Annotated in this window: 25 protein-coding genes and 1 pseudogene; 23 read left to right on the top strand and 3 right to left on the bottom strand. The window is 43.0% G+C overall.

What is annotated here, in order from left to right; translation table 11 throughout:
• The first annotated feature begins 69 nt into the window (after nt 1–69).
• The 10 genes and pseudogenes from L5M11_RS20525 to L5M11_RS20570 all read left to right on the top strand — a co-directional run bounded on the left by L5M11_RS20525 (nt 70) and on the right by L5M11_RS20570 (nt 10,661).
• Complete coding sequence (locus L5M11_RS20525) at nt 70–1,212, top strand: methyl-accepting chemotaxis protein (protein WP_263167375.1); 1,143 nt, start codon at nt 70–72, stop codon at nt 1,210–1,212.
• 14 nt (nt 1,213–1,226) lie between these two features.
• The gene (locus L5M11_RS20530) at nt 1,227–1,511 is read left to right on the top strand and encodes an STAS domain-containing protein (protein ID WP_028759900.1); all 285 of its coding nucleotides are present in this window, start codon (nt 1,227–1,229) and stop codon (nt 1,509–1,511) included.
• 8 nt (nt 1,512–1,519) lie between these two features.
• Nucleotides 1,520–3,253 (top strand): SpoIIE family protein phosphatase, encoded by a 1,734-nt coding sequence (locus L5M11_RS20535; protein WP_263193103.1) that lies wholly within the window; start codon nt 1,520–1,522, stop codon nt 3,251–3,253.
• Between the two features lie 3 nt (nt 3,254–3,256).
• On the top strand, nt 3,257–3,622 hold the full coding sequence (locus tag L5M11_RS20540; RefSeq protein ID WP_028759902.1) for a response regulator: 366 nt from the start codon (nt 3,257–3,259) through the stop codon (nt 3,620–3,622).
• Between the two features lie 17 nt (nt 3,623–3,639).
• Complete coding sequence (locus tag L5M11_RS20545) at nt 3,640–5,793, top strand: chemotaxis protein CheA (protein ID WP_263193105.1); 2,154 nt, start codon at nt 3,640–3,642, stop codon at nt 5,791–5,793.
• 10 nt (nt 5,794–5,803) lie between these two features.
• Nucleotides 5,804–6,316: a chemotaxis protein CheW gene (locus L5M11_RS20550; protein WP_049821692.1), complete on the top strand. Its 513-nt coding sequence runs from the start codon at nt 5,804–5,806 to the stop codon at nt 6,314–6,316.
• A 5-nt stretch (nt 6,317–6,321) separates the two neighbouring features.
• The gene (locus L5M11_RS20555) at nt 6,322–8,319 is read left to right on the top strand and encodes a methyl-accepting chemotaxis protein (RefSeq protein WP_131524732.1); all 1,998 of its coding nucleotides are present in this window, start codon (nt 6,322–6,324) and stop codon (nt 8,317–8,319) included.
• Nucleotides 8,320–9,001, top strand: a pseudogene (locus L5M11_RS20560) (CheR family methyltransferase).
• Nucleotides 8,988–9,608, top strand: a complete 621-nt coding sequence (cheD, locus tag L5M11_RS20565; protein ID WP_263193106.1) for a chemoreceptor glutamine deamidase CheD — start codon at nt 8,988–8,990, stop codon at nt 9,606–9,608. The pseudogene L5M11_RS20560 and the gene cheD overlap by 14 nt, the downstream one beginning before the upstream one ends.
• Nucleotides 9,609–9,611: 3 nt before the next feature.
• Nucleotides 9,612–10,661 carry a chemotaxis response regulator protein-glutamate methylesterase gene (locus L5M11_RS20570; RefSeq protein ID WP_131524733.1) on the top strand — a complete coding sequence of 350 codons (1,050 nt, stop codon included), beginning with the start codon at nt 9,612–9,614 and terminating at the stop codon, nt 10,659–10,661.
• Between the two features lie 108 nt (nt 10,662–10,769).
• Here the strand turns inward: L5M11_RS20570 and L5M11_RS20575 are convergent, their stop codons facing one another.
• Nucleotides 10,770–12,404, bottom strand: a complete 1,635-nt coding sequence (locus tag L5M11_RS20575; RefSeq protein ID WP_263193109.1) for a diguanylate cyclase — start codon at nt 12,402–12,404, stop codon at nt 10,770–10,772.
• A gap of 391 nt (nt 12,405–12,795) precedes the next feature.
• On the opposite strand from L5M11_RS20575, the gene L5M11_RS20580 reads away from it, so the two are divergent.
• From L5M11_RS20580 to L5M11_RS20605, 6 genes are all read left to right on the top strand, one after another.
• Nucleotides 12,796–13,476, top strand: a complete 681-nt coding sequence (locus L5M11_RS20580) for a class I SAM-dependent methyltransferase (protein ID WP_263193110.1) — start codon at nt 12,796–12,798, stop codon at nt 13,474–13,476.
• Nucleotides 13,466–14,527 (top strand): HNH endonuclease, encoded by a 1,062-nt coding sequence (locus L5M11_RS20585; RefSeq protein ID WP_263193111.1) that lies wholly within the window; start codon nt 13,466–13,468, stop codon nt 14,525–14,527. The genes L5M11_RS20580 and L5M11_RS20585 overlap by 11 nt, the downstream gene beginning before the upstream one ends.
• 326 nt (nt 14,528–14,853) lie before the next feature.
• The gene (locus tag L5M11_RS20590; RefSeq protein WP_263193112.1) at nt 14,854–15,282 is read left to right on the top strand and encodes a hypothetical protein; all 429 of its coding nucleotides are present in this window, start codon (nt 14,854–14,856) and stop codon (nt 15,280–15,282) included.
• Nucleotides 15,283–15,303: 21 nt separating this feature from the next.
• Nucleotides 15,304–15,888, top strand: coding sequence for a hypothetical protein (locus L5M11_RS20595; protein ID WP_263193113.1), 585 nt, complete (start codon nt 15,304–15,306; stop codon nt 15,886–15,888).
• A gap of 119 nt (nt 15,889–16,007) precedes the next feature.
• Nucleotides 16,008–16,364: a hypothetical protein gene (locus tag L5M11_RS20600; protein ID WP_263186836.1), complete on the top strand. Its 357-nt coding sequence runs from the start codon at nt 16,008–16,010 to the stop codon at nt 16,362–16,364.
• Nucleotides 16,365–16,396: 32 nt separating this feature from the next.
• On the top strand, nt 16,397–16,633 hold the full coding sequence (locus L5M11_RS20605; RefSeq protein ID WP_263186835.1) for a Fic family protein: 237 nt from the start codon (nt 16,397–16,399) through the stop codon (nt 16,631–16,633).
• A 3-nt stretch (nt 16,634–16,636) separates the two neighbouring features.
• On the opposite strand, the gene L5M11_RS20610 is transcribed toward L5M11_RS20605, so the two are convergent.
• Both L5M11_RS20610 and L5M11_RS20615 read right to left on the bottom strand, forming a co-directional pair.
• Entirely contained in the window at nt 16,637–16,792 is a 156-nt protein-coding gene (locus tag L5M11_RS20610; RefSeq protein WP_173913200.1) for a hypothetical protein, read from the bottom strand.
• A gap of 206 nt (nt 16,793–16,998) precedes the next feature.
• Complete coding sequence (locus L5M11_RS20615; protein ID WP_113940421.1) at nt 16,999–18,609, bottom strand: ABC-F family ATPase; 1,611 nt, start codon at nt 18,607–18,609, stop codon at nt 16,999–17,001.
• Between the two features lie 675 nt (nt 18,610–19,284).
• On the opposite strand from L5M11_RS20615, the gene L5M11_RS20620 reads away from it, so the two are divergent.
• The 7 genes from L5M11_RS20620 to L5M11_RS20650 form a co-directional block, all read left to right on the top strand.
• Nucleotides 19,285–19,893, top strand: coding sequence for a VF530 family DNA-binding protein (locus L5M11_RS20620; RefSeq protein WP_263161235.1), 609 nt, complete (start codon nt 19,285–19,287; stop codon nt 19,891–19,893).
• 499 nt (nt 19,894–20,392) lie between these two features.
• The gene (locus L5M11_RS20625) at nt 20,393–20,674 is read left to right on the top strand and encodes a hypothetical protein (RefSeq protein WP_263181404.1); all 282 of its coding nucleotides are present in this window, start codon (nt 20,393–20,395) and stop codon (nt 20,672–20,674) included.
• A gap of 711 nt (nt 20,675–21,385) precedes the next feature.
• Nucleotides 21,386–22,354, top strand: coding sequence for a helix-turn-helix transcriptional regulator (locus L5M11_RS20630; protein WP_263138924.1), 969 nt, complete (start codon nt 21,386–21,388; stop codon nt 22,352–22,354).
• Nucleotides 22,351–23,544: an EAL domain-containing response regulator gene (locus tag L5M11_RS20635; protein WP_263186834.1), complete on the top strand. Its 1,194-nt coding sequence runs from the start codon at nt 22,351–22,353 to the stop codon at nt 23,542–23,544. The genes L5M11_RS20630 and L5M11_RS20635 overlap by 4 nt, the downstream gene beginning before the upstream one ends.
• A gap of 3 nt (nt 23,545–23,547) precedes the next feature.
• Nucleotides 23,548–23,847, top strand: a complete 300-nt coding sequence (locus L5M11_RS20640) for a hypothetical protein (RefSeq protein WP_263186833.1) — start codon at nt 23,548–23,550, stop codon at nt 23,845–23,847.
• Nucleotides 23,837–25,741, top strand: coding sequence for an ATP-binding protein (locus tag L5M11_RS20645; protein ID WP_263193114.1), 1,905 nt, complete (start codon nt 23,837–23,839; stop codon nt 25,739–25,741). Before L5M11_RS20640 ends, L5M11_RS20645 begins: the two co-directional genes overlap by 11 nt.
• Nucleotides 25,742–25,928: 187 nt before the next feature.
• Nucleotides 25,929–26,185, top strand: a 257-nt coding sequence (locus L5M11_RS20650) for a PAS-domain containing protein (protein WP_263193115.1), incomplete at its 3' end; no start/stop codon positions are given.

Below are 26,185 nucleotides of genomic sequence, written 5' to 3' on the forward strand. Positions count from 1 at the left end.
CTTTCGTGTTTGAAAATCACCCAATATGAAACTACTTTTTAATCACTGTACAATTATTGTGAAGTCCATATGACATACAAGGATGGGGTCGTTGCGGTGCTCGCGGCAGGCGTTGGATATGCGCTGAGTTTGATAACATTGTGGGCTATTGGTCCGGTTATTTCTGTATTGATTATGTTGCTGTGGCAATTTTATCAGCACCAGCAAATGCAGTCAGTTCAACAGCATGATGATAAGTCCTTCAATAACCAACTTGCCGCAGATTGGCAAGCCCATATCAGTCTGTACCAAGAGTCAATCACGACGCTTAACGGCTGCGAGGCTAATATTGACAGTGTGCTAGCGGTGCAAGGTGACGCAGTCAATTTGCTCGGTGAGTCATTCGATGGTTTAGGGCGGTTAATGACGGAGCAGACAGGATTTATTTCAGATCTCGTTAAGAGCACTGATGATGCTGAGTTATTCCATTCAGATCAAATGAAGCAATTTGCCAACAATACCTCAATGACGTTAGAGCGCTTTATTCAATCCACCATAGAAATGTCGGCATCAACTATGGAATTGTTGGAAAAAGTGAATCTCATCTACGAGTCTATGCCTCAAGCAATGAAAGCCTTGCAAGACATAGATCAAATCTCGTCCCAGACTAATTTGCTGGCTTTAAATGCGGCAATTGAAGCGGCGCGGGCGGGTGATGCGGGTAGAGGCTTTGCCGTTGTGGCAGATGAAGTGCGCGCTTTATCCACTCGTAGCGCAGGTTTTAGTGAAAGCATACAAAAACAGCTTAAATCAATTCAAATTCAGATTGAACAATTAACCGTACACGTAAGTAAAGTCGCCGCTCAAGATATGACTTATATTATTGATGCCAAAAAGGATATAGATACTGCACTAAGGCAGATTATCGTTAAAGCAGAGAAGGATTCTCAAGTGATTGAACGTATCGATTCATCGGCACATGAACTAGAACAAGCCATCTCGGATACTATTCGGGGATTGCAGTTCAGTGATATTACTTCCCAAAGCCTGATTTACACAAATCAGTCCCTAAACCATTTAAAAGAATCGCTCAATCGCGTCACCACTATGTCACAACAGGAGTTTGGCATTAAGGGGGATGACATCACAATACAAATGAGTCGCCGACGTCAGGAGACTCATAATCCCGTTTCAAGGGATCAAATTACCTGTGGTGAAATTGAACTCTTTTAATTAGGGATAACAAAATGTCAAATATTAAAGTTATTTCATTGCCAGAGCGCTTTGACTTTTATTACCACAAGAAATTCACCAGTGATTATCAAGATATTTTAACGCTTCCAGAGGTTAACCATATTATTTTAGATTTTAGTCGAGTGCTTTACCTCGATAGTTCTGCTTTAGGCATGATGGTACTGCTGCATCGTAAGGCGCAGGAGTTACATATTTCTACGTCTGTAAAAGGTGCACATGGTCAGGCGAATGAAATCCTTAGTATTGCCAATATGCAGAAAATCTACATCATAGAGTAACACTCATTATGGTATCGCTTACTCAGCCGGAACATTTTATTTTAGTTATCGATGATGACGCTATTGCGAGTCAAAGGATCAGTGACTTTATTCATAGCAAAGGTTACAACGTTATTGTTTGTAGTAATCTAGAAGAAGGTTTATTTGAAATAACGCAAAATACGGTTGATTTAATTCTGATTAACTATTGGTTAAAGGATGGTACCGCACTGGCGTTACTGGATAAGTTGAATAAGGATAAAAAAGAAACACCTGTTATCGTCATGAGCGAGACAAAAGAAAATCAATCCGTGTTAGCCTGTTTTAGAATGGGGGTTTTGGATTTTGTTGTTAAACCGATAAATGTTGAAATATTTTGGTACAAGGTTGAATGTTTACTTACCCGGGTGCAACTTCAGCATAAAGTAGAGCATCAAAGAATTGAACTTGAGAAAATGCTTTATGAAAAGGCCCGAGAAGAACACATGGCCCGGCATTTATTTGAGCACTTAGTCAATATTGATAATACTGACTTTGATTTTGTACATACTTACTGCCAAGCCAGTGCCAATTTTAGCGGTGATATTATCCTCAATGGCATAGCGCCTAATGGCAATTTCTTCTTAATTCTCGCCGATTCAACGGGTCATGGCCTGAGTGCAGCCATGCCTATCATGCGTGTTGCCAGTACATTTAGGGCCATGGTTTCAAAGGGATTTTCTTTAGTTACTTTTATTTATGAACTGAATGCTAAGCTCCACCGAGAAAACCCTGAAGACAGATTTGTTGCCTGTATTATTTTAGAAGCCGATTTTAATCGTAATAAATTACACATTTGGAATGGTGGTATGCCCCCCGTGTATATTCAAACGGGGGGAATTGACTGTTTAACAAACCACAATATTAAAGAAACTGACCATTCTCGTTCAGTCAGTAATCAATCCATTGATAAATTTAAATCGACAAATATGGCCCTTGGTATTTTACCTCCGCATACTTTTATAGCGGATATTGTTACGGTTGATTTACCATCCCATGGGCATGCTTGTCTTTTTAGTGATGGTTTAATAGAGCAATATACCCATGACGGCAATCCATTTGGCATTGATAAATTAAAAGATCTATTTATTCATTTGTCCGGTGGTCTAGTCAAATATTTAGAGAATAATATGCATGAGTACTGTTCTGCTGAAAATATTGCCGATGACATCACAATTTGTACCTTAGATTTTGAACGATTAAACACTTGGCATCAAGATCGTGATGTTAGTCGTATTAAAGCCATTATGGATGGTGAGTTCTGCTGGGATGTCAGTATTGCAGGGCCTATGTTACTCAGCGCTGATTATTTAAGTTCATTGAATCAGTTTCTCAGCATATTGGGATTTGCGACTAATTTCTGTCAACGGGTTTTTACTGTTGTCGCAGAGTTATTTAGCAACGCTATTGATCATGGTGTACTAAAATTAGATTCTCGACTAAAAAATGATCCAGAAGGCTTCGAACTGTACCATAGTATTAGGGACAGTTTTGCAGATAGGCTCACGGAAAATGATTGGGTAAAAGTGAGCATCATCTGGCGTTCATCGCAGGATGAATTACATATTAGCGTGGCTGACAGTGGCAAAGGCTTTGAGGGTGATGAAAATTTGATGGCGGACATTCCTCAGTTGTCTGGGCGCGGTCTATCGCTGGTGAAAACATTATCTAAGACATACGAATTAGTACCGCCAGGGAATATAACTAAAGTCATAATGGAATAGCGCATGAGTAAAAGAATATTAATTGTTGATGATTCCGCAGCGATTCGACAAATGGTCGAAGCGACCCTTAAATCAGCTAATTATCAAGTGGTACTGGCCAAAGATGGTCGAGAAGCACTCGATATCTGTAATGGGCAAAGATTTGATTTTATCCTGACTGACCAAAACATGCCTCGAATGGATGGGCTGACCTTAATTAAATCCTTACGTGCTATGTCGGCATTTATGCGTACGCCGATCATTATGCTCACCACGGAAGCGGGCGATGACATGAAAGCCCAAGGGAAAGCCGCGGGTGCGACGGGATGGATGGTAAAACCCTTTGATCCTCAAAAGTTGTTGGCTATTACGGCTAAAGTGCTGGGTTAACTGCAACGGGGTGCGCTATGTCCATCAATATGGCCGAGTTCCATCAGGTCTTTTTTGAAGAAAGTCATGAACATCTTGAAAATATGGAACAATTGCTATTGGCATTGGACCTTGCTTCTCCCGATCCTGAAGAACTGAACACCATTTTCCGTGCTGCACATTCTATAAAAGGCGGCAGTGGTATTTTTGGTTTTACCGCATTAACCAGTGTCACCCATGTGATGGAAAACCTGCTGGATAAAACGCGTAAGGGTAACTTCCAATTAACGTCATCCATTATCGATTTACTGCTGAGTACTGTGGACACGTTATCCCATATCTTGAGCTTGTACCGCGAAGAAGAGCAGATTGATTGGCAGGAGGTTGAATACAGTAAAAGTCAGTTGGTTGCAGCGTTAAATGGTGAGCCTTTTAGTTCATCAGTTGCGATACGTAATGGTACAGACGCCGCTAGCACTCCAATCATAAATACAACACTGACCGCACCAGTGGAGGCAGAAGATCCGGGTTTTGGTTTTTTTGAAGGTGAAATGGCACGTGATATTGCCATCGAAGGTGAAGACTTTGGATTTTTTGATGAGGCTTATCAAGCGGAAGACATCAGCGCTGACAGTGCGATAAATAATAAAGAGCGTAATGCTGATCTGTGTGATGTGACAATTGACGATGATGAGTTAGGCTTTGGTTTTTTTGAAGCATTAACGCCAGAATCCTTCGCCAATGAAATCGAGTTATTAAGTTCGAAACCGCTAGTGCAGAAGGTTTATAAGCCAGCGACCACTCGAGCACATCAAGCCCAGGAAACTGGAAGTAGCCAATCCAAAAACACCCTATTTAAAGCCAAAGCGACTGAGCCTACCGCACCTGATTCAACCGTGCCTACGAGTCCTTCTGTGAAAGCAAGCTCGCCTGCAATACTGAGTTCAAACGCAACATCAAACTCATCTGTTGCCCCAAAGCCCAATACCGCAGAAGTGAAAACAGCGACTAAAAAATCAGCCGCGTCGGCTCAGGATGCCACCTTAAGGGTCGAAACCTCTAAGATAGATACTTTGGTTAATCTCGCGGGCGAGCTGGTGATCACTCAGTCCATGTTGACTCTCATTGGTAACGAGATGACGGGCGATTTAGGTGAGCGACTCAAGACCGCACTCAATGAATTGGAACGTAATACCCGTGAGATGCAAGAGGCAGTGATGTCGGTGCGTATGCTGCCCGTATCCTTTGTGTTTAACCGTTTCAACCGTTTAGTGAGGGACCTTTCTGAGCAACTGGGTAAAAACGTCAATCTCGTGATTGAAGGTGGCAACACAGAAATTGACAAGGGCATGATTGAAAAGCTCGTCGATCCGCTGACCCACTTAGTGCGCAATAGTTTAGATCACGGTATCGAAAAACCTGAAAAACGGCTCGCAGCGGGTAAATCAGAAGTGGGTGTGTTATCCCTTAAAGCCAGTCAAAGGGGCGGCAATATCGTTATCGCTGTGCACGATAACGGCGCAGGCTTAAATCGTGAACGCATTATTCAAAAGGCGCGGGAAAATGGTTTGCAAGTGGCTGATAACAGTAGCGACAAGCAAGTCTGGCAATTGATTTTTGCCGCAGGATTTTCAACTGCGGAGGAAGTCACAGATGTGTCAGGACGCGGTGTCGGTATGGATGTGGTGCGCCGTAATATTGAAGCCTTAGGTGGACGCATTGATATTGAATCCACTGAGGGCCAAGGCTCAACCTTTGAAATCCAGTTGCCACTCACGCTCGCCATTGTCGATGGTATGACGGTTTCTGTGGGAAATCAGATCTACATTCTGCCCTTAGTGCACATCATAGAATCTATTCAGCCGCAAACGGAACAACTTAAATTTCTCGCCAAAGAAAGACTCTTAAAAGTACGTGAAGAGTACTTACCTCTGCTCAATCTTTATCAGCTGATGGAAATCGAGCCCAATGCCCGCTGCCCAGAAGAGGGCATAGTCGTATTGCTCGAAAGCAACCACAAGCGCTTTGGCCTGTGCGTTGATGCCTTAGTTGGCCAGCAGCAAGTGGTGATTAAAAGTCTTGAAAAACATTATCGCAGGATCCCCGGTGTTTCCGGCGCCACCATCATGGGCGATGGCAGCGTCGCGTTGATCCTCGATGTCGAATCGCTCGCTCTGCACATTAAAAATTAAGGAAATAGCCATGGAGAGTCGATCAACTATGACCGCCAAAGTGGAATACAACGCCCATGATGAGGTGGAGTTTTTAAGCTTTATGTTAGGCGAAGAGCACTATGCCCTCGACATTATGTCCGTCAAAGAAATTCGCGGTTATGAGTCGGTCACTAAAATCGCCAACGCCCCCAGCTTTATAAAAGGCGTGATTAATTTGCGCGGTGACATAGTGCCCATAGTGGATTTGCGGATGAAATTTGCTGTTGGAACAGCCACTTATAACGAGTTCACTATCGTTATTATGCTCAATGTGTTTGAACGTATTGTCGGCATAGTGGTCGATGCCGTCTCCGATGTGATTAAGCTGTCGGCGGAGGAAATTTTACCTGCCCCAGAATTTGGGGTGGCGTTCGATAGCCGCTACCTCAAAGGCTTAGCCACAGTCGAGGATAAGATGATCATTTTAGTAAATATTCAGGCTCTGATCAGCAGTGATGAGCTGGGTCTAATTGATGCAAATAGTCTGACTGATCAGGAGTAATAATAATGAGTATCTTCAAATTTTTTGGCAATGATGAGGCGCGTGAGCAAAGGGATGAAGAGCGTCAGCGCTATTTTCAGCTACTTGATAACAGTGGCAACAGCTTTATGATCGCTGACAGTCAGCGCAATATTATTTATGCGAATAAAGCCGTTGTCCGTTTGCTGCAAGAGGCAGAGGACGATATTCGTAAAGAGTTACCTCAGTTCTCTGTTGCCAAACTGATTGGTAGTAATATCGACATTTTTCATAAAAATCCTGCACATCAGCGCAATTTATTAGAACGTCTAACCCAATCTCATACTGCGCAAATCACCATAGGCAAACGTACCTTTAGGTTGATTCTGACGCCGATTATCACCGCTGAAAATAAACATTTAGGCACAGGTGTTGAGTGGATAGATCGCACCGAAAGTATCGAAGCCGAGCGAGCAACCCAGCGCATCCTCGAAGCGCTCAATAATACCAGTACCAACGTCATGATCGCCGATGCTAACCGTACGATCATTTATATGAATCGTTCGGTCGAAACTATGTTGCGCCATTCTGAAAGTGAGATACGACAAGCCTTACCTCATTTTTCCGTAGATAAAATCCTCGGCAGCTCGATGGATATCTTCCACCGCAATCCTGCTCACCAAGCAAGTTTACTCGATAAATTAGACCGTAAATATGAATCGCTTATTAAGGTCGCGAGTTGCCATTTTCGCTTAACCGCTAGCCCCATAGTGTCTAAAGAAGGCGAGCGTTTAGGGACTGTGGTTGAATGGCTCGACCGCACCATTGAAGTGCAAACTGAGCAAGAGATTTCCCGCATTGTCACAGCCGCAGCTGCGGGTGATTTCTCCCAAAGGGCGGACACCGAAGGCAAACAGGGCTTCTTCCTGATGCTGGCGAACAACTTAAATTCGTTAATTGAAACCTCGGACCGTGGGCTACAAGATGTGGCGCGCGTGCTAATGGCGCTCGCGGATGGCGATCTCACCACCCGCATTTATAACGACTATGAAGGCACCTTTAATGATTTGAAAAATTACTCAAATCAAACGGCTGAAAAGCTATCCTTCATGATCCAAGATATCCAGCGAGCGGCAGATACCATCAATACCGCCTCGGCAGAAATAGCCCAAGGCAACGCCGATTTATCCAGCCGCACCGAAGAGCAAGCTTCGAGCCTAGAGCAAACCTCGGCCAGCATGGAGGAGCTCACAGGTACAGTGAAACTCAATGCGGATAACGCCAGTCAAGCCAATGCCTTAGCCTCCAAAGCTTCGGAAGTCGCGGTGGACGGTGGTGAGCTTATCCAACAAGTGGTACAGACCATGGCATCGATTAATGAATCGGCGCGTAAGATTGCCGACATCATTGGTGTTATCGATGGTATTGCATTCCAAACCAATATCTTAGCGCTTAATGCCGCGGTAGAAGCCGCGCGGGCGGGTGAGCAAGGCCGCGGCTTTGCTGTGGTCGCATCAGAAGTGCGCAGCTTAGCCCAACGTTCGGCCAATGCCGCTAAAGACATCAAGGCATTGATTTCAGATTCTGTGTCTAAAATCGAGAGTGGCAACAGCCTTGTCGGTAAGTCCGGCGATACCATGAAGGAAATCGTCATCGCCATTAAACGGGTGAACGACATCATGGCGGAGATAGCTTCAGCCTCTAATGAGCAGGCCATAGGTATCGATGAGATCAGTAAAGCCGTAGTGCAAATGGATGAAATGACGCAGCAAAACGCCGCCTTGGTTGAAGAAGCGGCCGCTGCAGCGGAAAGCATGCAATCCCAAGCACAACAACTGTCGGATAGTGTTGCCAGCTTTCGCGTAGACGATGAAGATGAAGCCCCAAGACGCAGCAACGCGAGATTAGCGGCGCCCAAAGCGAAGGCGATGAAACCCATCAAACAGCAGCTTCAACCTATGGCAAGAGCCAGAGTGACAGAGAAACCTAAAACCAATGCGATGAAGCCCATTAAGCAAGATCAAGATGAATGGGAAGAATTTTAATTGAGTGAAAACAAACCATTGGAACGAGAGTTTGCCTATACCTCGGTGCACTTTAATACCGCGAGGACGACGCTGTACCGCTTAGCGGGGATCAAACTCGCCGATAGCAAGGATGCTATGGTGTATAGCCGTTTAGTGCGGCGGATCAGAACATTGAAATTAGCCGGTTTTTCGGCTTATTTTGAGTATCTGCTAAGCCATGAAAACGAACACCAAGAATTTATCAATGCGTTAACCACTAATCAAACAGCATTTTTTCGGGAGCCGCATCACTTTGAGGTGTTAAAAGGCTGAAATGGGCATTTATCCCTTAGACAGGATCGATACTGTTAGCGATATCCGCAAGAAACGGTTTTTTCACCGCGGACGCGGTTCACAGTTGGGCAATGTGCGCGTGGTTCCCGAATTAAAGCAGATGCTCAAGTTTACCCGCATTAATTTGCTCGACTCTTTTTGGCCGCTAAAAACGCCAATCGATGTGATTTTTTGCCGTAATGTAATGATTTATTTCGATAAAGAAACGCAGGAAGTCATATTAAAACACATGATGAACTCCCTTAGCGAGGATGGGCTTTATATTGCGGGACATTCGGAAAATTTTAATATGTTCCCGCAAATCATCACTGCCGTTGGTCAAACAACCTATCGGCCAGTGAAGGGGCTCATGAGTGCTAAAACCTAATATCGAATATGCTATTGCAGAGCCGAATCGCTATCACGATCATCATTTTGGTTGCGATGCGGTAAAAATATTACCCGGCGAGTATTTTGCCACCCGTGAAGATACCATGATAGTGACAGTGTTAGGCTCCTGCGTCTCAGTGTGCTTGTATGACCCTAAGCTCAAAATTGGCGGAATGAATCACTTTTTATTGCCAAGTGACAATAGCAATTGTACTGGGGGGCTCGCCGATTCAGCCCGTTACGGCGTGTATGCAATGGAGTTGTTAATCAACGACTTGCTCAAGCTTGGCGCACAGCGTAATTCACTCGAAGCTAAGGTGTTTGGGGGCGGCAATATGTTACGCAGTTTTACTGTGCACAACATTGGTGAGCGTAATGCTGAGTTTGTGATTGAATACCTCAATCTTGAAAATATCCCTATCGTTGCTGCCGATTTACTCGATGTGTATCCGCGCAAAGTGTATTTTTTCCCCCATTCGGGCAAAGTGAAAGTCCGCAAAATTAAATCCATGCATAACAGCACAATTCTTGACAGGGAAAGTGAGTACCGTTTACGGGTTCGTAATTTACCTTCGGGCGGTGACGTTGAACTATTTGGTGATTAAGTTATGACGATCAAAGTGTTAGTTGTTGACGATTCTGCGCTAATGCGCAGCTTGCTCGGTAAAATGATTGAGGCAGACTCTCAACTGTCTCTGGTTGGGCTTGCTGCTGATGCCTACGAGGCCAAGGATCTGGTGAATCAATTTCGCCCCGATGTGATTACCTTAGACATTGAAATGCCCAAAGTAGATGGTTTAACGTTTTTAGACCGCTTGATGAAAGCCAGACCCACTGCAGTAGTGATGATTTCATCGTTAACCGAGCAGGGCGCGGATGCGACCTTTAATGCCTTGGCCTTAGGCGCGGTGGATTTTATCCCTAAACCGAAATTAGACTCGCCCCAAGGTATCCATGATTATCAGGATTTGATTTTAGATAAGATCAAATCTGCCGCGAAAGCCAAAATCATCAAGCCGCAGAAATTTGTTGAGCCAGTACGCCCAGTTTCAAGTAAGCGGCCAGTATTGGCCAATACAACCCTGACACAGCATTTAGTCGCGATAGGCGCATCTACTGGCGGTACTGAAGCCATTCTTTATGTATTACAACATTTACCCGCGGCTATGCCGCCGATAGTGATCACCCAACATATGCCAGCGGGATTTACCCGCACTTTTGCGGAACGTTTAAACCGACAGTCACGGATCACTGTCAAAGAAGCCGAGCATGGGGAACGACTCTTACCCAGTTATGCCTATGTTGCACCAGGGGATCATCACCTTGAGATCATCAAAGTGGGTGGCAGTTATAAAGTCAAATTAACCCAAGATGAAAAGGTCAGTGGCCACAGACCTTCGGTCGATGTGATGTTTACGGCCTTGGCCCAATGTGCCGCGCCCAATATCAGCGCGATGATTTTAACTGGCATGGGAAAAGATGGCGCAGAAGGCATGGTGGCACTTCACCAAAAAGGCGTCACTACATTTGCCCAAGATGAACAAAGTTGTGTGGTATTTGGCATGCCACGAGAAGCAATAAAGTGCCGTGCAGTAGATTATGTGGTGGAGTTATCGCAGATGCCGAGCAAGCTCATTAACCATTTAAGCTCACTGTGACCGCCAACGCTGAGTGGGATTAAAAAGTAACGAATAGAGCGTGAGTTTCGCAGGAAGAGCATTACGCCGAACTGATTTGTGCGCTGCAGTGGCTCATTCTGTTTAGTATTAGTCAGTCGGAGAAACCACGAGCTGATTTCTGCCTAAACGTTTAGCTTCGTAAAGGTTTTTATCTGCTAGTAACAGACAATCTTGAAATTCCTCACATTGATCCGAAAAGGCTAAACCGCCGCTGAGCGTGACCTTAAATTCGACGCCATCTTCAACAAATACGATATGGCTAAAGCTTTCACGGATCGCATTCAACTTGGCAATCGCCAGTGGTTTTTGCATATCTGGCAGCACTAACATAAATTCTTCACCACCGTAGCGGCCGGTAAAGTCAGTTTGACGTAAGGATTGTTGTAGCAGATGGGCAAATGCCAACAACACCTTATCACCACCGGAATGACCATAAGTATCGTTGACCTTTTTGAAGTGATCTAAATCGAACATAGCGATACAAACTTGAGAGTTAATCCGTTTAGCTACGTTAAAACAGCGTCTCGCAGCCACCAGAATTTGGGTATGATTTAACAGCCCAGTTAAGCTGTCGCGACTAGCCGAACTGCGAATATCATGACCCCGTTGCGCACGGGAAATCACCTGCGCGACGAATAAACTCGGTGCGGTTTGCTTTGAAATTAAGTCATCTGATCCCGCTTGTATGATGCTGACCTTATTCTGCATCGTATCATCAGAACTCAACACGAGAATTGGGCTCGAGGTGTATTTATCCAGTTGGCGTATCATCTTTGCCAGCTCAAGCCCGTTCACTTCGGGCATGTACAAATCGAAGATAAACAAATCAGGCTCAAATTGCTCAAGGGCAGGCAAGACTTGCTCGGCACTCGATAACCCTTTTACCATCAAACCGTGACTGCGTAACAGACTTGAAAAGTAATCCACCATAGATTGTTGATCATCCACCAGTAACACCTTCAAGGGCTGTTTCTCTGACATTTTGAGAGATTGATGGATTTTGCGCACCAATAAAGTGGTTTCCGCAGGTTTAACAAAATATTCGCTGACGTTGGCACGAATGGCCAATAGCCGCATGTCAAAATCCCCCCGCGAGGATAAAACAAACACTCGGGTATTGTTCTTCTCAAACTCAGTGGCGGCTTCGAACAAGGCCTCTTCAGTCCAATCGGGCAGAATTAAATCCAATAGAATCAGATCGAAGGGCGTTTCATTTTGCACCACCAAAAAGCTCGTGAAATTCAAAAAATGCTGCACACTAAAACCGAACTCTCGCAGCTGCTTTGTGATCATCGCACCGACATTACCATCGTCTTCTATGATGGCAATATGGTGCTCATGGCGCGCCTTTGACGGTTTATAGGGGCTTTGCTGCATTTGCGCCTCTACTACCGGCGCCGACGGTTGGCCACGCATATTGTTTTGTAACAACTGGTGGAAGAGGGTATCTAAGCCTTTGATAGTAGGCAGTTCGGGGGCTGGCGCATTGATCAGCCCCTTAAGCAGCAACTCCAGTTTATCGACTATGTGTTTGGTATCTGACAACCCAAAGGTCTCGCTCGACCCTTTTAAGTTATGCACCTCTCGGTACACGGCAGACAGCATGTGAGCGTCCCAATTTTTACGCAATGAAATCCACAAGGTAATGATTTGTTTCTTTTTATCCGGCAGTGCATGTAAAAACTGTCGTTTAAGTTGCTCTAACGAATCTTCAAAACTCATAGGCAATAGATATCCTAAATAATTGAGCCCTAGGTCTTAATCTCTATGTAGACGCTACGCCAAGACGTTAAAACCCGTTTACTCCAACACTGAAATGGAAACTACTCTGGAGAAGCATGTAACAGATTCAATCAATTGCACTTATCTTTACACTCACTCATAGAGTGTAAACCACTGCGAAAAAAACGACGGGAAAATGCTGAGATTGCATAAGTATTGATAAGAATATTGGGTCGAATAGCCGAAATCAGCACAGTGATCGCGAACAACATAATGCTAAATATTTTATGCAAAACAGCATGATAATGATGACATGTATTTTTTATCAAATACGATTGTGATAAGTTAGCGTCTGTAAAAACAATCACTTGTTGCAAAAGGATCGTTGTCAGTGAGCACAGTGTTTTATAATGACCACGCCGAAATACTCGCGGCACAGTATTTGTCTAAAACCTTTGAAGAAGTGCATTCGAGTTGGCTGCATCATCTTTTGCCTCTACTCACCCAAAATATATTGTCGATATTGGATGTGGGAGCTGGTTCTGGCCGGGATGTGTATTATTTAGCCGAAAAAGCACAGGGCAAAAAGACACAAATTATTGCAGTCGAACCTGCGGTTGTTTTAGCGAAAATGGGGCAGGTGTTAACTCGGGATCTACCCGTGCGTTGGATTGAGGATGGTTTACCTCAGTTGCAAAAAGTGGTTGGCCTAGTGCAACAGTTTGATCTGATTTTACTCAGCGCTGTGTGGATGCATTTATCTTCCTCAGAGCGCCCACTTGCACTAGTAACACTCTCACGCTTACTCAATTCGACTGGACTTTTAGTCATCAGTTTGCGCCATGGCCCAAGCCCCGATGCGCGCGTTATGCACCCAGTCAGTGTCGATGAGCTGCTCACACTGGCTGCAGATTGTCAGCTACAACTTTTAGATTTGAGCCAAGATGAAACCGATAAACTCAGTCGCTCACAAGTGCATTGGCAGACGCTAGTTTTTACACCCAAACTGATGCCAAACGTAAATGCACCTGAAGCAAGCGTTATTATTCAGGAGCGACTGAATGCCGATTGATGCGAGAAGACAAGTTGAATTTATTAGCTATTTACAACGTCTGTTGGTTGAAGGGGATTTCGTTGCAACTTACAAATTTGCCTTACTACATGCGATCGCCGATATCTGTATCGAACGGCCATTAATACTCAATGCCGATCCTGCGCTGAAAACCGCGATCAGTATTGATGATTTGGTAGAGAAGTTTATTGAACTTTACTGGCAACACTCTTTGCCTTTTGGTGCCAATGATGGGTATTTTGTCCTGATCCAAAATAGTGGAAAGCAATCAGCCTTGATCAACAGTTTGATTGAACTACGCCATCAAGGTGTTAACAGTCTATCCCAGTTAAAAGCGCATCTTAGTTATCCAGCTTTATTGCGTAAAACGCGCGGTACGTTTAAAGATGGCCCCTTATGGCGCTTACAAAACTTGTCACGTAATGAAGAATGTTTCCTTTATCCCCATGATAAAACGAAAAATTACATCGAGTTGAATCCGGGGATCGCATTTTGCTTCAGGCGATTTCACGATTTAGTGGTGTCATTGGCTCGTACTCAATGGGTACAAAAAATCGCCGATTTTCCAGCAAATCAGGTCATTATAGGCAGTAAAGGCAATTTAAGTGAGTTTCTGTTTGGTAGCGACAGACAGACGATCACCTATGCTAGACCTGTACTGCTTGATATACAAAAAGGCCAATGCTTCTATTGCCAAAAATCATTAAAAGAAACAGGCGAAGTGGATCATTTTATCCCTTGGGCACGATATCCTAATGATTTAGGCCATAATTTTGTCCTCGCACATAGCAGTTGTAATAATCAAAAACGCGATCATCTTGCCGCTCAGCACCATAAAGATAACTGGTATGAGCAAAATATTATCCAGCATGGCCAAACGTTACACTCTGAACTCAATCGATATTTCGTCTGTGAGAGTGATCGCTCTGAAGCCATTACGACGTGGGCTTATCAGCTTGCAGGAGAAAATCGCTCGCCTCTCTGGCTCGATAAAAAGACCTTTGTGCCTTTTAACGTGATAGATAATGACTTATCAAGTACAGCAATTTAGAGCATGCTCACAGTTTTATGGCACTTATTTTTAGCACTCGTCAAGGTCGAGTGACCTTAAAGCAACTGTGCTGCAATTGAATGAGCAACGCTGCCAAGCTAAAGTAATCGATGAACTATTTACATGTTATCTTGGTGGCATTACATTTTATCTTCATTGATTTTGTTACCTGTTGATATTAAAGGTTTACTTCCTGATAAGGTAATTGATTTCAAAGAAAATAAGGAGTATTTGGTGGACATATATGGCGCACTCGTTCAGTGACAACAAGCAGATGAATGCACCATGGAATATATTGATAATACATGTCTAGTTTTGGAGGTTCGATGATGAAATCGATTTTCTTACTGCCCATATCTGTGCTTGTGCTGATAGGTTGTACAACGCCTAAATCGTCGAGCGAAGTCTATGACGAGTACAATGCTAAGGTACAGCAGGGGATGAGTTATCAAGAGGACAAAGCTTACTATACCCAACGTAAGCAAGCGGATGTTGAGTCTAAGTTCCCACAGTATATGCAGCAGATGAAGCTGTCCCGCGATGAAGTGATCGCATCTTATCTTTCATTTTCAAAAGCGGCTGCCAAGTGCAAAGCACTCACCTTAGTGTCGCAGGTGATAGAAGGGGATACGGCCGTCCTTGAATATGCACAAAAAGATCTCTGTGGTAATGCATCGGAGGCGAATGAAAAACAAAGAATTAGTATGATAAATGAAGGTGGTTGGAAAATTGATGAGCTCCAAATTAGTCTCTAAATCATTTGGAATGTCGTATCAATGACAGGATTTTATGAGTTTTTTAGCCTGCCAAACGGAGTTGAGGTTACTTGCCCCCATTGTGCTGGCTGCGCCACTTTTACCTTTGCCCATGTTTTTCGTTTAGAGAAAAAAGATGCGCATTTATTTGAGAGTAGGCAGTTTGAGATCAAGCAGTTTAATCAAAGATTTGCTCATAAATGGACTGGTGTGCTGTTTTTCCCTCCGCTATTGGATGCTTCTTGGCGGGAAAAATTGCCAGAAAAATACCAAGGTACTTCGACTTGGGAACATAGGGCGAACAGTGCTTTTACAGATGGTACAGATCTTGGTCTTATTTGTTGTTATCAGTGTATGGCAAAACAGAAACATCGACTTGAATGGCCCAATGACGCATTTTATTCCCTTGAGTTTAAAGGTCATTCACTTTGGGCATTTAATAAACAGATGATGCTTCAGATCCGTGATTATATTCAGGCCAAAGATCGCAATGCGGTATTCGAGTCAGAGCCGATAGTCATTCGACATTTGCCGACAATTTTTAAACTGGCTAAAAATCGTGAGGTATTGGTTAAAAAAATTAATAAGCTAATTTATAGCCCATAGTTTCTACATACCTATTTCAAAGACTTGTGTGGTCAATCTCATCGAGTAGTTGTGTTAAGTTGTCTGTGACTCGGATATTTGCTTTTCTATTAGTTATTACAGTTAGCGGGTCTATTATCATGTCGAAATATCATATTGGCACTACCGAGGATGAATTCGAACCCGGTTCCGGCGGCCATATACTTCGTAACAAACTCGCGATAACCGATGAAGAGGATATGTCAGAGGTAGAGACTCAGTTGTTACTAAAGCTTTATGAGTACGTGTTTCAATCTGGTGTTATTGAAAGCGAGCATCTATCGGTTGGTATGCTCTTTGAGTGGCATCGAAAATGGCTCGGTAATGTTTATTACTGGGCTGATGAACGGCGTACAGTCAATATGGGAAAAGGTGGTTTCGAATTTACGGCAGCGGCTCAAATACTTAAGTGTCTCACTCAGTTTGAAAAGGAATATTTAAGCAAGTTCAATGGTTAAATTCGTTTTCTAGAGACGAAGTTGTGAGTTACTTGGCTGAAAGTCATGTGGAATTTATCCTAATTCACCCATTTAGAGAGGGAAATGGACGTTTGTCACGTTTGATACTCGATGTGATGGCAGTAAAGGCGGGTTATCTCCCACTTGATTATGGGATTTGGGAACAAAATAGAGATTTTTATTTTAAGTCAATTCAAGCAGGGTTGGGTGGGGATTATCAACATATGGCTCGTTTGGTAAACGATGTGCTCAGCGCTAAAAACGAATGAAGTTTAGGCTAAGGTCAAATGACTGAAACGGCTTTTTTTGGCCTTCAATTTTGCTTCAACTTCAGCCGTAGTTTTACCCGTCTCAATAGCGGTTGAACTGGCCACAGCGCGATAGAGTCGATTTTGAGTCACTTGTGTGTTTTTTGATTTAGTTTTCATAGGATCAACCTCAATTAAGTGCATGAATTATAGCACTCTAGATAACGAATAGACAGCTGTGTATCCAAGGCCCAAAGCAGCAATACTTCATGTTTTACCAATCATATCGCTCTTTAGATATCGATAAAAAGTCGTCAGTAGGTACTCCAATGACGACTCTTTTAATCAAGCTGACATAGCCGATTAAGGTTTATCAAAGCACAACATTACGCGCTTTTTCTCGCTTCCATTTCTGCTTGGCTTGAAAGGTACTCATCGAAAGTGCCTTGGAAGTTAATCACTTTTTTATCTTTAATATCAATGATACGTGTTGCGAGTGACGATACAAACTCACGGTCATGACTGACGAATATCAAAGTGCCTTCAAAGTCTTTCAACGCATTATTGAGTGCTTCGATGGCTTCCATGTCCATGTGGTTAGTCGGTTCGTCCATGATCAGCACATTGATGTCTTGCATCATTAACTTACCGAATAACAAGCGGTTTTTCTCACCGCCTGAACAGTTACGGGCTTTCTTGTTCGCGTCATCTTCGGTGAACAGCAGACGGCCTAACATGGCGCGTACCATAAGATCGTTGTGCTTAGGTTGGCGCCACTGTGACATCCAATCCATTAACGTGTAGTCATTATCAAATTCGTCACTGCTGTCTTGTGGACAGTAGCCGATTGATGCGTTTTCTGACCACTTGATCACGCCTTTATTATGTTCTAAATCATTGACTAAGCAGCGCAGGAAAGTGGTTTTACCCACGCCGTTTTCGCCGATAATCGCTAATTTTGCACCGGCTTCGAGGATTAAGTCGCCGCCTTCGAATAGCAGTTCACCATCAAACCCGTGGGTCAAATCTTCGAGGATCAGTGCTTGGCGATGCATTTTCTTGCCAGCATCGAAACGAATAGAAGGGTGAATACGGCTTGATGATTTCACTTCATCAAGCTTGATCTTGTCCATTTTTTTCGCGCGCGAGCTGGCTTGTTTTGCCTTAGATGCGTTGGCACCGAAGCGGTTAACGAAGTCTTGCAGTTCTTCGATTTCAGCACTCTTCTTGGCGTTGCCCGATAATAATTGTTCACGGATCAAAGACGATTGTGCGAGGAAGTATTCGTAGTTACCAGGGTAAATGCGCAGTTCGCCGTAATCGATATCGGCCATGTGGGTACAGACGGCATTCAAGAAATGCCTATCATGGGAAATAATGATCATGGTGCATTTGCGTTTGTTCAACTCGGCTTCTAACCAGCTAATGGTATGTATGTCCAAGTTGTTGGTTGGTTCGTCGAGCAGCAAAATATCTGGGTTGGCAAATAGTGCTTGTGCCAACAATACCCGCAGTTTCCAACCCGGTGCGACTTGTTGCATTAGTCCGTAATGGAAAGATTCTTCAATACCCGCTTCGAGCAGAATTTCACCGGCGCGGCTTTCGGCGCTGTAGCCATCCATTTCGGCAAATTCACTTTCAAGATCGCCAACGCGCATGCCATCTTCTTCGGTCATATTTGGATTGGCGTAGATTGCATCGCGTTCTTGTTTGACTTTCCACAGGGCAACATCACCCATGATCACCGCATCGATCACACTGTATTGTTCAAACGCGAACTGATCTTGGCTTAGGGTACCGACTTTTAAGCCGGGCGTGATGGACACATTGCCAGAGGTTGGCGCTAACGCTCCGCTGAGGATCTTCATAAAGGTCGATTTGCCACAGCCATTCGCGCCGATCAAACCATAGCGGTGACCATTGCCAAATTTCGCTGAAATGTTTTCAAACAATGGCTCAGGGCCAAACTGCATCGTGATGTTCGCGGTAGAGATCAAAGGAGCTTTCCTAGGTATTTGCTAACGGGGATTGTGACAAACAAGCCTCAAAATGAAACATGCGCTTCACCCACTCTAAGCCAAAACATTAAAGTTGGGATAATAAGGTCGCGGAGTATACAGACTAAGGGCTAAAGATGCGAGCAAGGATGTGATGCGCAGCTATAAATCGAGCCGTTTCAGTTGCGTTTATTTTGAGGTTGACCCAAGGCATCAGCGGATCATAGGTAAAATTTTGAAACGGGTTTGAGCTTGATGCTGAGTTCATACCTGTTAGCGTGATATCGTGGATATGCAGATTAAAACTGTCAGCTGCGGTGTATTTTCTTTGCCCTAAAGCCGATGCCAAACCTCGCTAGCGCAAATAAAAGAAGGCGTTTAGCTTATTTACCGTTATTATTCCCGCAGTTTTGTCGAGCAGCAGATTTTACGGCTAATATTTAATGGCTCAGTTTGGAGGCTTTAGGTCCTTAGGATTTAAGATCTAAGCATCACGAGCAATAAGGCTTAACGCCCTATGCTATTGCTGTAGCAACGTCAGTGGCTTATAACTTCATAACTTGAGTAATTTCTCTAATCGCGAATTTTAGTAGCGAATTGAGTCACTCGTTTAACAACTCAAAACCGTAAACTAATACAGTAAAATCAGCCAATAGGGCTGAACTTGGAATTCCCATGATTGAAGAGCAACAGAACAACCCATTACACGGCCTCAAACTCGAGACAATGATCACTGAGTTAGTCGATTTTTATGGCTGGAAAATTTTATACGCGGCATTAAAGCTAGGTTGTTTTAACACCAACCCGACCATTGAGGCCTGTATTATTTTCCTCAAGAAGACTGAGTGGGCGCGGGAGAAAGTGGAAAACTTTTACCTGTATCGATTCAAACGTATGCCTAAAGCCGTCGGTGAGCAGTTTGATCTTAAGCCACGCGAACGAGGTTTTGCCTCAGGTATCGCGCCGCGTAAACCGATGGAACTCACCATAGAATCTATCGCTAAAATGCAGGCACAAGCCAGCGCCGAGTACGAAGCGGGTAATAAACGTCCTAACTCTGGTTATGGCTCAGGTAAGAGCTTTGGTAGTGGTTCAGGTAAAAGCTCTGGCAAAAAACCTACGGGTGGACGTGGCACCGGCTCTGGATATGGTTCATCGAATAGCAACTCACAGCGTCGCAGCGAACTCCGAAACGAGCCAAGAAACGATTCAAGAATGGCTGAGCGTTCCGGACCAAGCCCATCGACGGATGACAACGATCCGTGGGGCACTAAACGCGGCTAATCCCATGTCTGCCGAATTGAGTGGGTATGGTTTTTCACAGGCGTTAGTTTTACATTCGTGATTTACAGTGACTAGACTCAACTTGCTATTTTCGTACCCGTAAAAAATTAGCTCTGGTATGAGTTAGCTTTTGTAAGAGTCGTTTTGAAGTCATGGCTCTAGTTGTATGATAGAACATCTGATTTATCGCCTGATTTAAAGAGAAGAGGTTAGCTGTTGAATACAGCTAACCTCTTTTTTATGATTAACTATTCACTTTATTGCATTAAGGTGAGAAAAATCTCGGGGATTATAGTTTTAGATTTGCATATCATGTGCATAACCAGTTAATTCATCAATTTGCAATCAGATGGTGCCGGTTGCTCATGTTTACGACCAATACCTGCGCCTTCTCTAACACCTGTGCTTTATATTCTATACCTTTGTTCATCTTAGTCTGCTAAATGCCCAGAGTTAACGTCAAGGTGTTTGACGATACAGCTCCAAGGTAACCATTTAAATGTTTAATTCTCATTGGGTAAGTAGTTTTAGCCGTCTTGCTCCACCAGCATTCTCTGTTGCCAAACGCCGCTGCCGTCATTCAGCGCCAAGGGATATGTCAATCATTACTATATGTGAACTGCGGTTAGGCTTAGTGGCTGGTATTCGTTTGTGTCTAATGCAGGATAACTTAAGTTTGCCTGACATAGCTGAAAAACTGATAATGAGCCCAGCCACCTTAAAACGTTGTTTGGCCGAGATGGATTTAAACTTTGCCCAACTCGCTGATACTTGCCGATGAGACCCGTTTAATCAGAGCACTGTATTACTTGGCTACACCTGCGCAAGATGCCCACAGTATTACCACTTCTTTATCCTTCAGCGACGCCAGTGATTATAGGCGTTCTTTTAAACGCAGGACTGGCCAATTACCCACTTATTTTCGCAGTTGGCTTGCTTAAGCCATAAGCCATTAAAAACTATCTTACTTATATCTTAAGCTGATACTGCCGCGGTTTGCCTATTCCAAATGTGAATAACCATGCAGGTAAAGCGCGGAACAGTGAGAAAAACCCCGAAGTTATATCCAACATTTTGAATATTTAATGAATAAATAATCAACTTGGCGTTTTATGGCCTTTGCTGGTGAATCATATATTTTATGCGGTTTTATAGGGGGTTCTGTTGATTGCGGTTTTATCTATGATGTAATGATTTAACCGAACGAATAACTAGACACTTTTTTCCATCGCTTTTTTGACTGTGCGATGGTCTCAGATAAACAATGGCATTTATACTCGTTTTCCTATTGCAAAAAACGTGGTGAATAAAAGGCTGAGATGGAGGAACTGAGTGATGAGTGACGAAAAAATCACTGGACTTTATTTCATCGAGAAACTTCAACGCATTTGGATTACTTTTACATTTAGACATCCAGAGCCAGTAGATGACATCGACCATAAGACGTATATGGAGCTGCTAGATAAAATAAAAAATTCAGATGGAACGCGATATGATTTGTACACCTATCTCCTATCAAAGCAAAACAAGTGCACAGACATTCTCCAATTTCTTAAAACACACCCGCAGTGAGAATAATTTATCTCAAGAAGATTTATGTAGTCTGCTCAGGCAAAAAAGCTGCCTGTTCGATATGTTAGATTCCATCACTATTAGCCGTTGGGAGCGGGGAGTTAACATTCCATCCCTAGCTAAACAGTCTGAAATCGTTGAAATATTTGGCTCTGAACTGTTTGATATTTATCGGGAGGACAAAAAATTCATCAACGAAGGTTTAGCGTTAATTAACCTTTTTGAATCGACCATAGAACGCAGCGATCATCCGTACTACCGTAATACTCCTTATCGTGTCGAGTTTATCGAAAGCCACCATCAAAATTTTATGACCCTGCTGCAACTTAGTTTGATTTATGAAAGTAACCCGCGTTTATCCTTTGTGAGCCGTAAGTTATCTCAACCTTTTTTCCGTGGACTCTCATTGGTGGTGGCTTTTAGCTTTGGGGATCAAATCATTGGACACAGTCTATTCTGTCGCACTCAAGGCAAAATTGCCCTCGAATTTATGAATGATGAGGTGGACTTATTTGAGGTCATTAACCATAACAGTCAAGCTTTGCCAGATACCTTAATGGTGTTCTCCTCCTTTGGCGTAACGCCTTATATTGAAAATTATATGATGTCTGTTTATCTCAATGAATTGGCCACGAGTCGCTCACTTAAGTTTTTGAGTTTTAATATCTGCGATGAGTCACTAAAACGAAAATTGACGCAATTTAAGTTGCCCATATTTAAAGTAAGAACGATAGAAGGCGGCTTCAAACCAGTCAAAAACTATTCGTTTTTCTCCAGTCGCACAGAAGTCATGGCGAATCGTAATTTACTCAAGCTTTCTGTTATCCCTACATCCAAATCCCAGACGATCGATCCCATTTTCTTTATGCAGTTAGAGACCAATATATGAATATTCTCATCATAGATGATCAACGCTTTATTAGAGAAACCATGAAAGCTGATATCCATAAGTACTTAGCAGAGGACAATGTGGAGATCTATGAAGCCAGTAATGGTAATCAAGGAATTGAACTGATCTTAGCTGTAGAAGCAAAACTTGATTTAGTCATTTTAGATTTAAAAATGGATCAAGGTGACGGTATTGCGGTGATTAATATGTTGGCCTCCGAGCCCCGATTTACAGTCATTCCGATTGCGGTGATAAGCTCCTCGGATAAACGGACTTTAGAACTGGTGGATAGCATTATCACGGGGTTGAAACTCAACTTGCTTGGCGTATTTGCTAAACCTATCAATGTGAATGACATTTTAACGCCATTGCTAGACGCCTCCGACGATAGAAACCGTGCCCATCAACATGAGTCTATCGTGCAAGACATGGCGGTGAATATCAATGTGCGGCAATTGCTCAAAAATGAACAATTAATTTTGTGTTATCAGCCTAAGATTAACCTTAAAACAAAGGAGATCATCGGTTTTGAAGTGCTTTCGCGGCTTTGCGATCAATCCAATGGCTATATTTATCCCGACGTTTTTTTGCCACTGGTGAATCAGCAGGGGCTAAATAGCTTGTTTTCGCGGATGGTTATTTCCCAAGCATTGCAATGCTGGTCGCGCCAACCGTTATTAATGGCGTTTGCCCTGTCGATTAACATTACTGCAGATGATTTGACCTGTGATGAACTCATTGAGTACATCATCGAATGTGGTCGTGAGTATAAACAAATCCATTTGATTTTAGAGCTCACCGAATCACAGGAAATCATTAACCAAGATAGAGTACTTAACTCTATTGCACGGCTGATCATCAATAATATTGATATTTCCCTCGATGATTTCGGTAAAAGTTATTCTACCTATGATCGTCTTGATGCCATTCCCTTTAAAGAGATCAAAATTGATAAAAGTTTTGTCTCCGATATGGATATCAATCATCAACATTATCTCATCGTAGAGTCCACCATCGCGCTTGCGCAAAAGATGCACGTAAAGGTGGTTGCAGAAGGCGTTGAGACAAGTGCAATAGAGTTAATTCTCTCTGAGTTGGGGTGTGATGTTGCCCAAGGTTATTTGTACAGCCCCCCGATTGAAGGTCGTTATCTTATTGATTGGATTGCTCAATATAATAGGAGTGCCTAATGTATGAATGCTAATACTGAGTTACCCAAGGCCTTATCTGTATTCTTTAAGCAATACAGCCAAGAACAGCAATCGCGACTGCGATTGACACTGATTGCTGAATTACAGCGAATGCGACTTGAGCTAGAACAATATGAGTCCTATGACAGTATCGAAGGGCTGAAACATCAATTTACGGGTATTGCGCGCTACTTGCAGCTTAAAGATATGCTGTCTGTCATGGATGTTTGCGAGCGAGAGCAGTTTGAATATCAGTTATGCAGCTTGCTAAAGGCCGTAATGGATTACGCTAATGAGCTTTAAATATAGCGCTTGTATCAATATGTTCAGTGGCTTATGGGTCACTCTGTTGGTACTGTGGTTAACCTTGTCCCACTCACGTTATGAATTTGACTCCATTTACAATAAAAAAGCAGAAGCGGTTTTTACTTCTTCACGGGATATGTTCTTACAACATGAAATTATGTTGGATGCGCTAAAATCGTTTTTTTATGCTTCGAGTGAGGTAACGTCACAGGAATTTGAGGTTTTTGCTAAGGACTTACTGAAGATCAAATCTGCTGTCGCTTTTACACTGACCCCCGAACTTGAACTGGCCTATATCTCTGATCAGACAATGGCGCCAGAACTTAAGCCACTTAAATTAGTCAAGAATAGTAAAGGGGAACTTCAGGCTAGCCTTGCCGATTACACGTTAGCGGTTGTTAATATCGATGGGCCTAATATGCTTTATTTAGTCTATGCCATTTCTCATCAGCGGATATTAGCGCGGATTGAGCAGGAGCAGGGTGTATGTATTAGCTATCAATTTGAACAATCGTTATTGCAAAGTTCATCCTGTAACCATGAGTTTTCCACAGGCATATTTTCAATGTTTAGCTACTCAGATAGCCGAACTTTGGATATTCCTGGATACCAAACCCGTGTAGATTTACGCATAGAATATCAAGTGCCACAAAAAGAGGTTGTCGAGCTAATCGTGATTATCTTACTGATTGCTTCTCTTGGTATTACTCTGTCTTTTCTTTTGTACTTTAAGTCTAAAAATCAGCATATTGTAGAGCAGATTAAGCTCGATAATCGATCTAGATTAGCAGTACTTTCCAGCATAAATCATGAGATCCGCACTCCTATCAATGCCATTCTTGGCTACAGTCGCATGTTAAAAAAAGCGCGCTCACAACCACAAAAACTGGACGAAATTATCGATAAAATGACCTGGTCAGCTAACTTACTTTACTCGGTTGCCGAAAATACGTTGAATTACAGTAAGGCTGAAGCTGGGCAGTTAAAATTGAATCGGCATTTAGTCAATTTGCACGAATATCTGAGTAATATTGAGGATTACTATCGTGCTTTTAGTGCGACATCGGGTAAACGTTTACAGGTTGTCGTGAATGAGTCTCTGCCGAAGTTTATCGAGCTCGATGGGACTAAGTTATTCCAACTCATGACGAACATTATCAATAATGCCTTTAAATACAGTACGGGTAGCGAAGTGCATTGTTATATGGACTTACGCCTTAAATGTAACCATAAAGACCATAGTCCTATGCTTAGGGTACTGATCCGCGATTTTGGCGAGGGAATGTCAAAGGAAGCGCAGCGCGCTTTAGTTGATCCCTTTATGCACGCATCTAACTCATATACAACAACATCGGGCATGGGATTAGGACTCTATACTTGTAATCGATTGCTTGAGCAAATTGGCGGTAAGTTTATGTTGCGCAGTCAAAAGGGCAAAGGCACCACAGTGCTGTTACATTTTCCCTGCCAATTTACCGAGGTGAAAGAACGATTAACGATTCAATATGATCAACAAAAAGTGTTAATCATAGATGATAATCTGTTTAACCTTGAGATTTGCAAAGCCATGCTAGAGCACTATCATTTTCAAACCTTCAGTGTTGATAACGCCGCGCAAGCACTTAAGATGTTGATTCACTCATTGCCACATATTGTTATTGTGGATTACCGTTTACAAGATATGAATGGCTTGCAACTTATCAAACAGATGCAACAAACATTACAAAACCTTGCCAGTGATACCCTGCTTGAGCATCACTGTCGCTTCTTTTTGCTTTCAGCTAATGATAGCGATGATATTCCTGAGTTAGCATTATTCCCTGAGGTACATTTCATGCAGAAACCTTTTAGTGCTGAAATATTTCTCAGTAAATTGGCCGTAAAATCGTAAATTATCAAAGCATTGGATCTGGTTTTTAAAGCTTATTTGCCGAATGAGTGGGATTTACATCGCGGTAGAGTCAATCCCGTTGCGGTAATATGGGGGTAAAGACAAAGACGCTGTGATTAGTGTAGAACGCTGCTAATCTAAACATGTCGGAGATCTTCTCTAAAAGCGTCATTGCTAGGAATAATCGATGGAAAAAGAATCTCTTGAGTCTGTTTACCCCTTTTTAACCGAAGCTTTACGGCTAAGCGAGAATGGCCTCGCTGTTTTGGACAAGCACAATCATTTTATCTTTTATAACCATACCTTTGCGAAAATGTTTGGTTTTGTTGATCAAGACATGGCTGGCCGGCATTTTGACGACATGATGCACTTTGCCTTTACCCATAAGCAAGGGCCTAAAATTGATCATGAAACCATAGAGGAATGGCTTGAACTTATTCATGC

Source organism: Shewanella sp. SM87, from assembly GCF_025653705.1.
Classification (GTDB): domain Bacteria; phylum Pseudomonadota; class Gammaproteobacteria; order Enterobacterales; family Shewanellaceae; genus Shewanella; species Shewanella oncorhynchi.

Coding starts and splice junctions, on each gene's coding strand:
- L5M11_RS20525 (WP_263167375.1), top strand. CDS start 70: ATGACATACAAGGATGGGGTCGTTGCGGTGCTCGCGGCAGGCGTTGGA.
- L5M11_RS20530 (WP_028759900.1), top strand. CDS start 1,227: ATGTCAAATATTAAAGTTATTTCATTGCCAGAGCGCTTTGACTTTTAT.
- L5M11_RS20535 (WP_263193103.1), top strand. CDS start 1,520: ATGGTATCGCTTACTCAGCCGGAACATTTTATTTTAGTTATCGATGAT.
- L5M11_RS20540 (WP_028759902.1), top strand. CDS start 3,257: ATGAGTAAAAGAATATTAATTGTTGATGATTCCGCAGCGATTCGACAA.
- L5M11_RS20545 (WP_263193105.1), top strand. CDS start 3,640: ATGTCCATCAATATGGCCGAGTTCCATCAGGTCTTTTTTGAAGAAAGT.
- L5M11_RS20550 (WP_049821692.1), top strand. CDS start 5,804: ATGGAGAGTCGATCAACTATGACCGCCAAAGTGGAATACAACGCCCAT.
- L5M11_RS20555 (WP_131524732.1), top strand. CDS start 6,322: ATGAGTATCTTCAAATTTTTTGGCAATGATGAGGCGCGTGAGCAAAGG.
- L5M11_RS20570 (WP_131524733.1), top strand. CDS start 9,612: ATGACGATCAAAGTGTTAGTTGTTGACGATTCTGCGCTAATGCGCAGC.
- L5M11_RS20575 (WP_263193109.1), bottom strand. CDS start 12,404: ATGAGTTTTGAAGATTCGTTAGAGCAACTTAAACGACAGTTTTTACAT.
- L5M11_RS20585 (WP_263193111.1), top strand. CDS start 13,466: ATGCCGATTGATGCGAGAAGACAAGTTGAATTTATTAGCTATTTACAA.
- L5M11_RS20590 (WP_263193112.1), top strand. CDS start 14,854: ATGATGAAATCGATTTTCTTACTGCCCATATCTGTGCTTGTGCTGATA.
- L5M11_RS20595 (WP_263193113.1), top strand. CDS start 15,304: ATGACAGGATTTTATGAGTTTTTTAGCCTGCCAAACGGAGTTGAGGTT.
- L5M11_RS20600 (WP_263186836.1), top strand. CDS start 16,008: ATGTCGAAATATCATATTGGCACTACCGAGGATGAATTCGAACCCGGT.
- L5M11_RS20610 (WP_173913200.1), bottom strand. CDS start 16,792: ATGAAAACTAAATCAAAAAACACACAAGTGACTCAAAATCGACTCTAT.
- L5M11_RS20620 (WP_263161235.1), top strand. CDS start 19,285: ATGATTGAAGAGCAACAGAACAACCCATTACACGGCCTCAAACTCGAG.
- L5M11_RS20625 (WP_263181404.1), top strand. CDS start 20,393: ATGTTTAATTCTCATTGGGTAAGTAGTTTTAGCCGTCTTGCTCCACCA.
- L5M11_RS20630 (WP_263138924.1), top strand. CDS start 21,386: ATGATTTGTACACCTATCTCCTATCAAAGCAAAACAAGTGCACAGACA.
- L5M11_RS20635 (WP_263186834.1), top strand. CDS start 22,351: ATGAATATTCTCATCATAGATGATCAACGCTTTATTAGAGAAACCATG.
- L5M11_RS20640 (WP_263186833.1), top strand. CDS start 23,548: ATGAATGCTAATACTGAGTTACCCAAGGCCTTATCTGTATTCTTTAAG.
- L5M11_RS20645 (WP_263193114.1), top strand. CDS start 23,837: ATGAGCTTTAAATATAGCGCTTGTATCAATATGTTCAGTGGCTTATGG.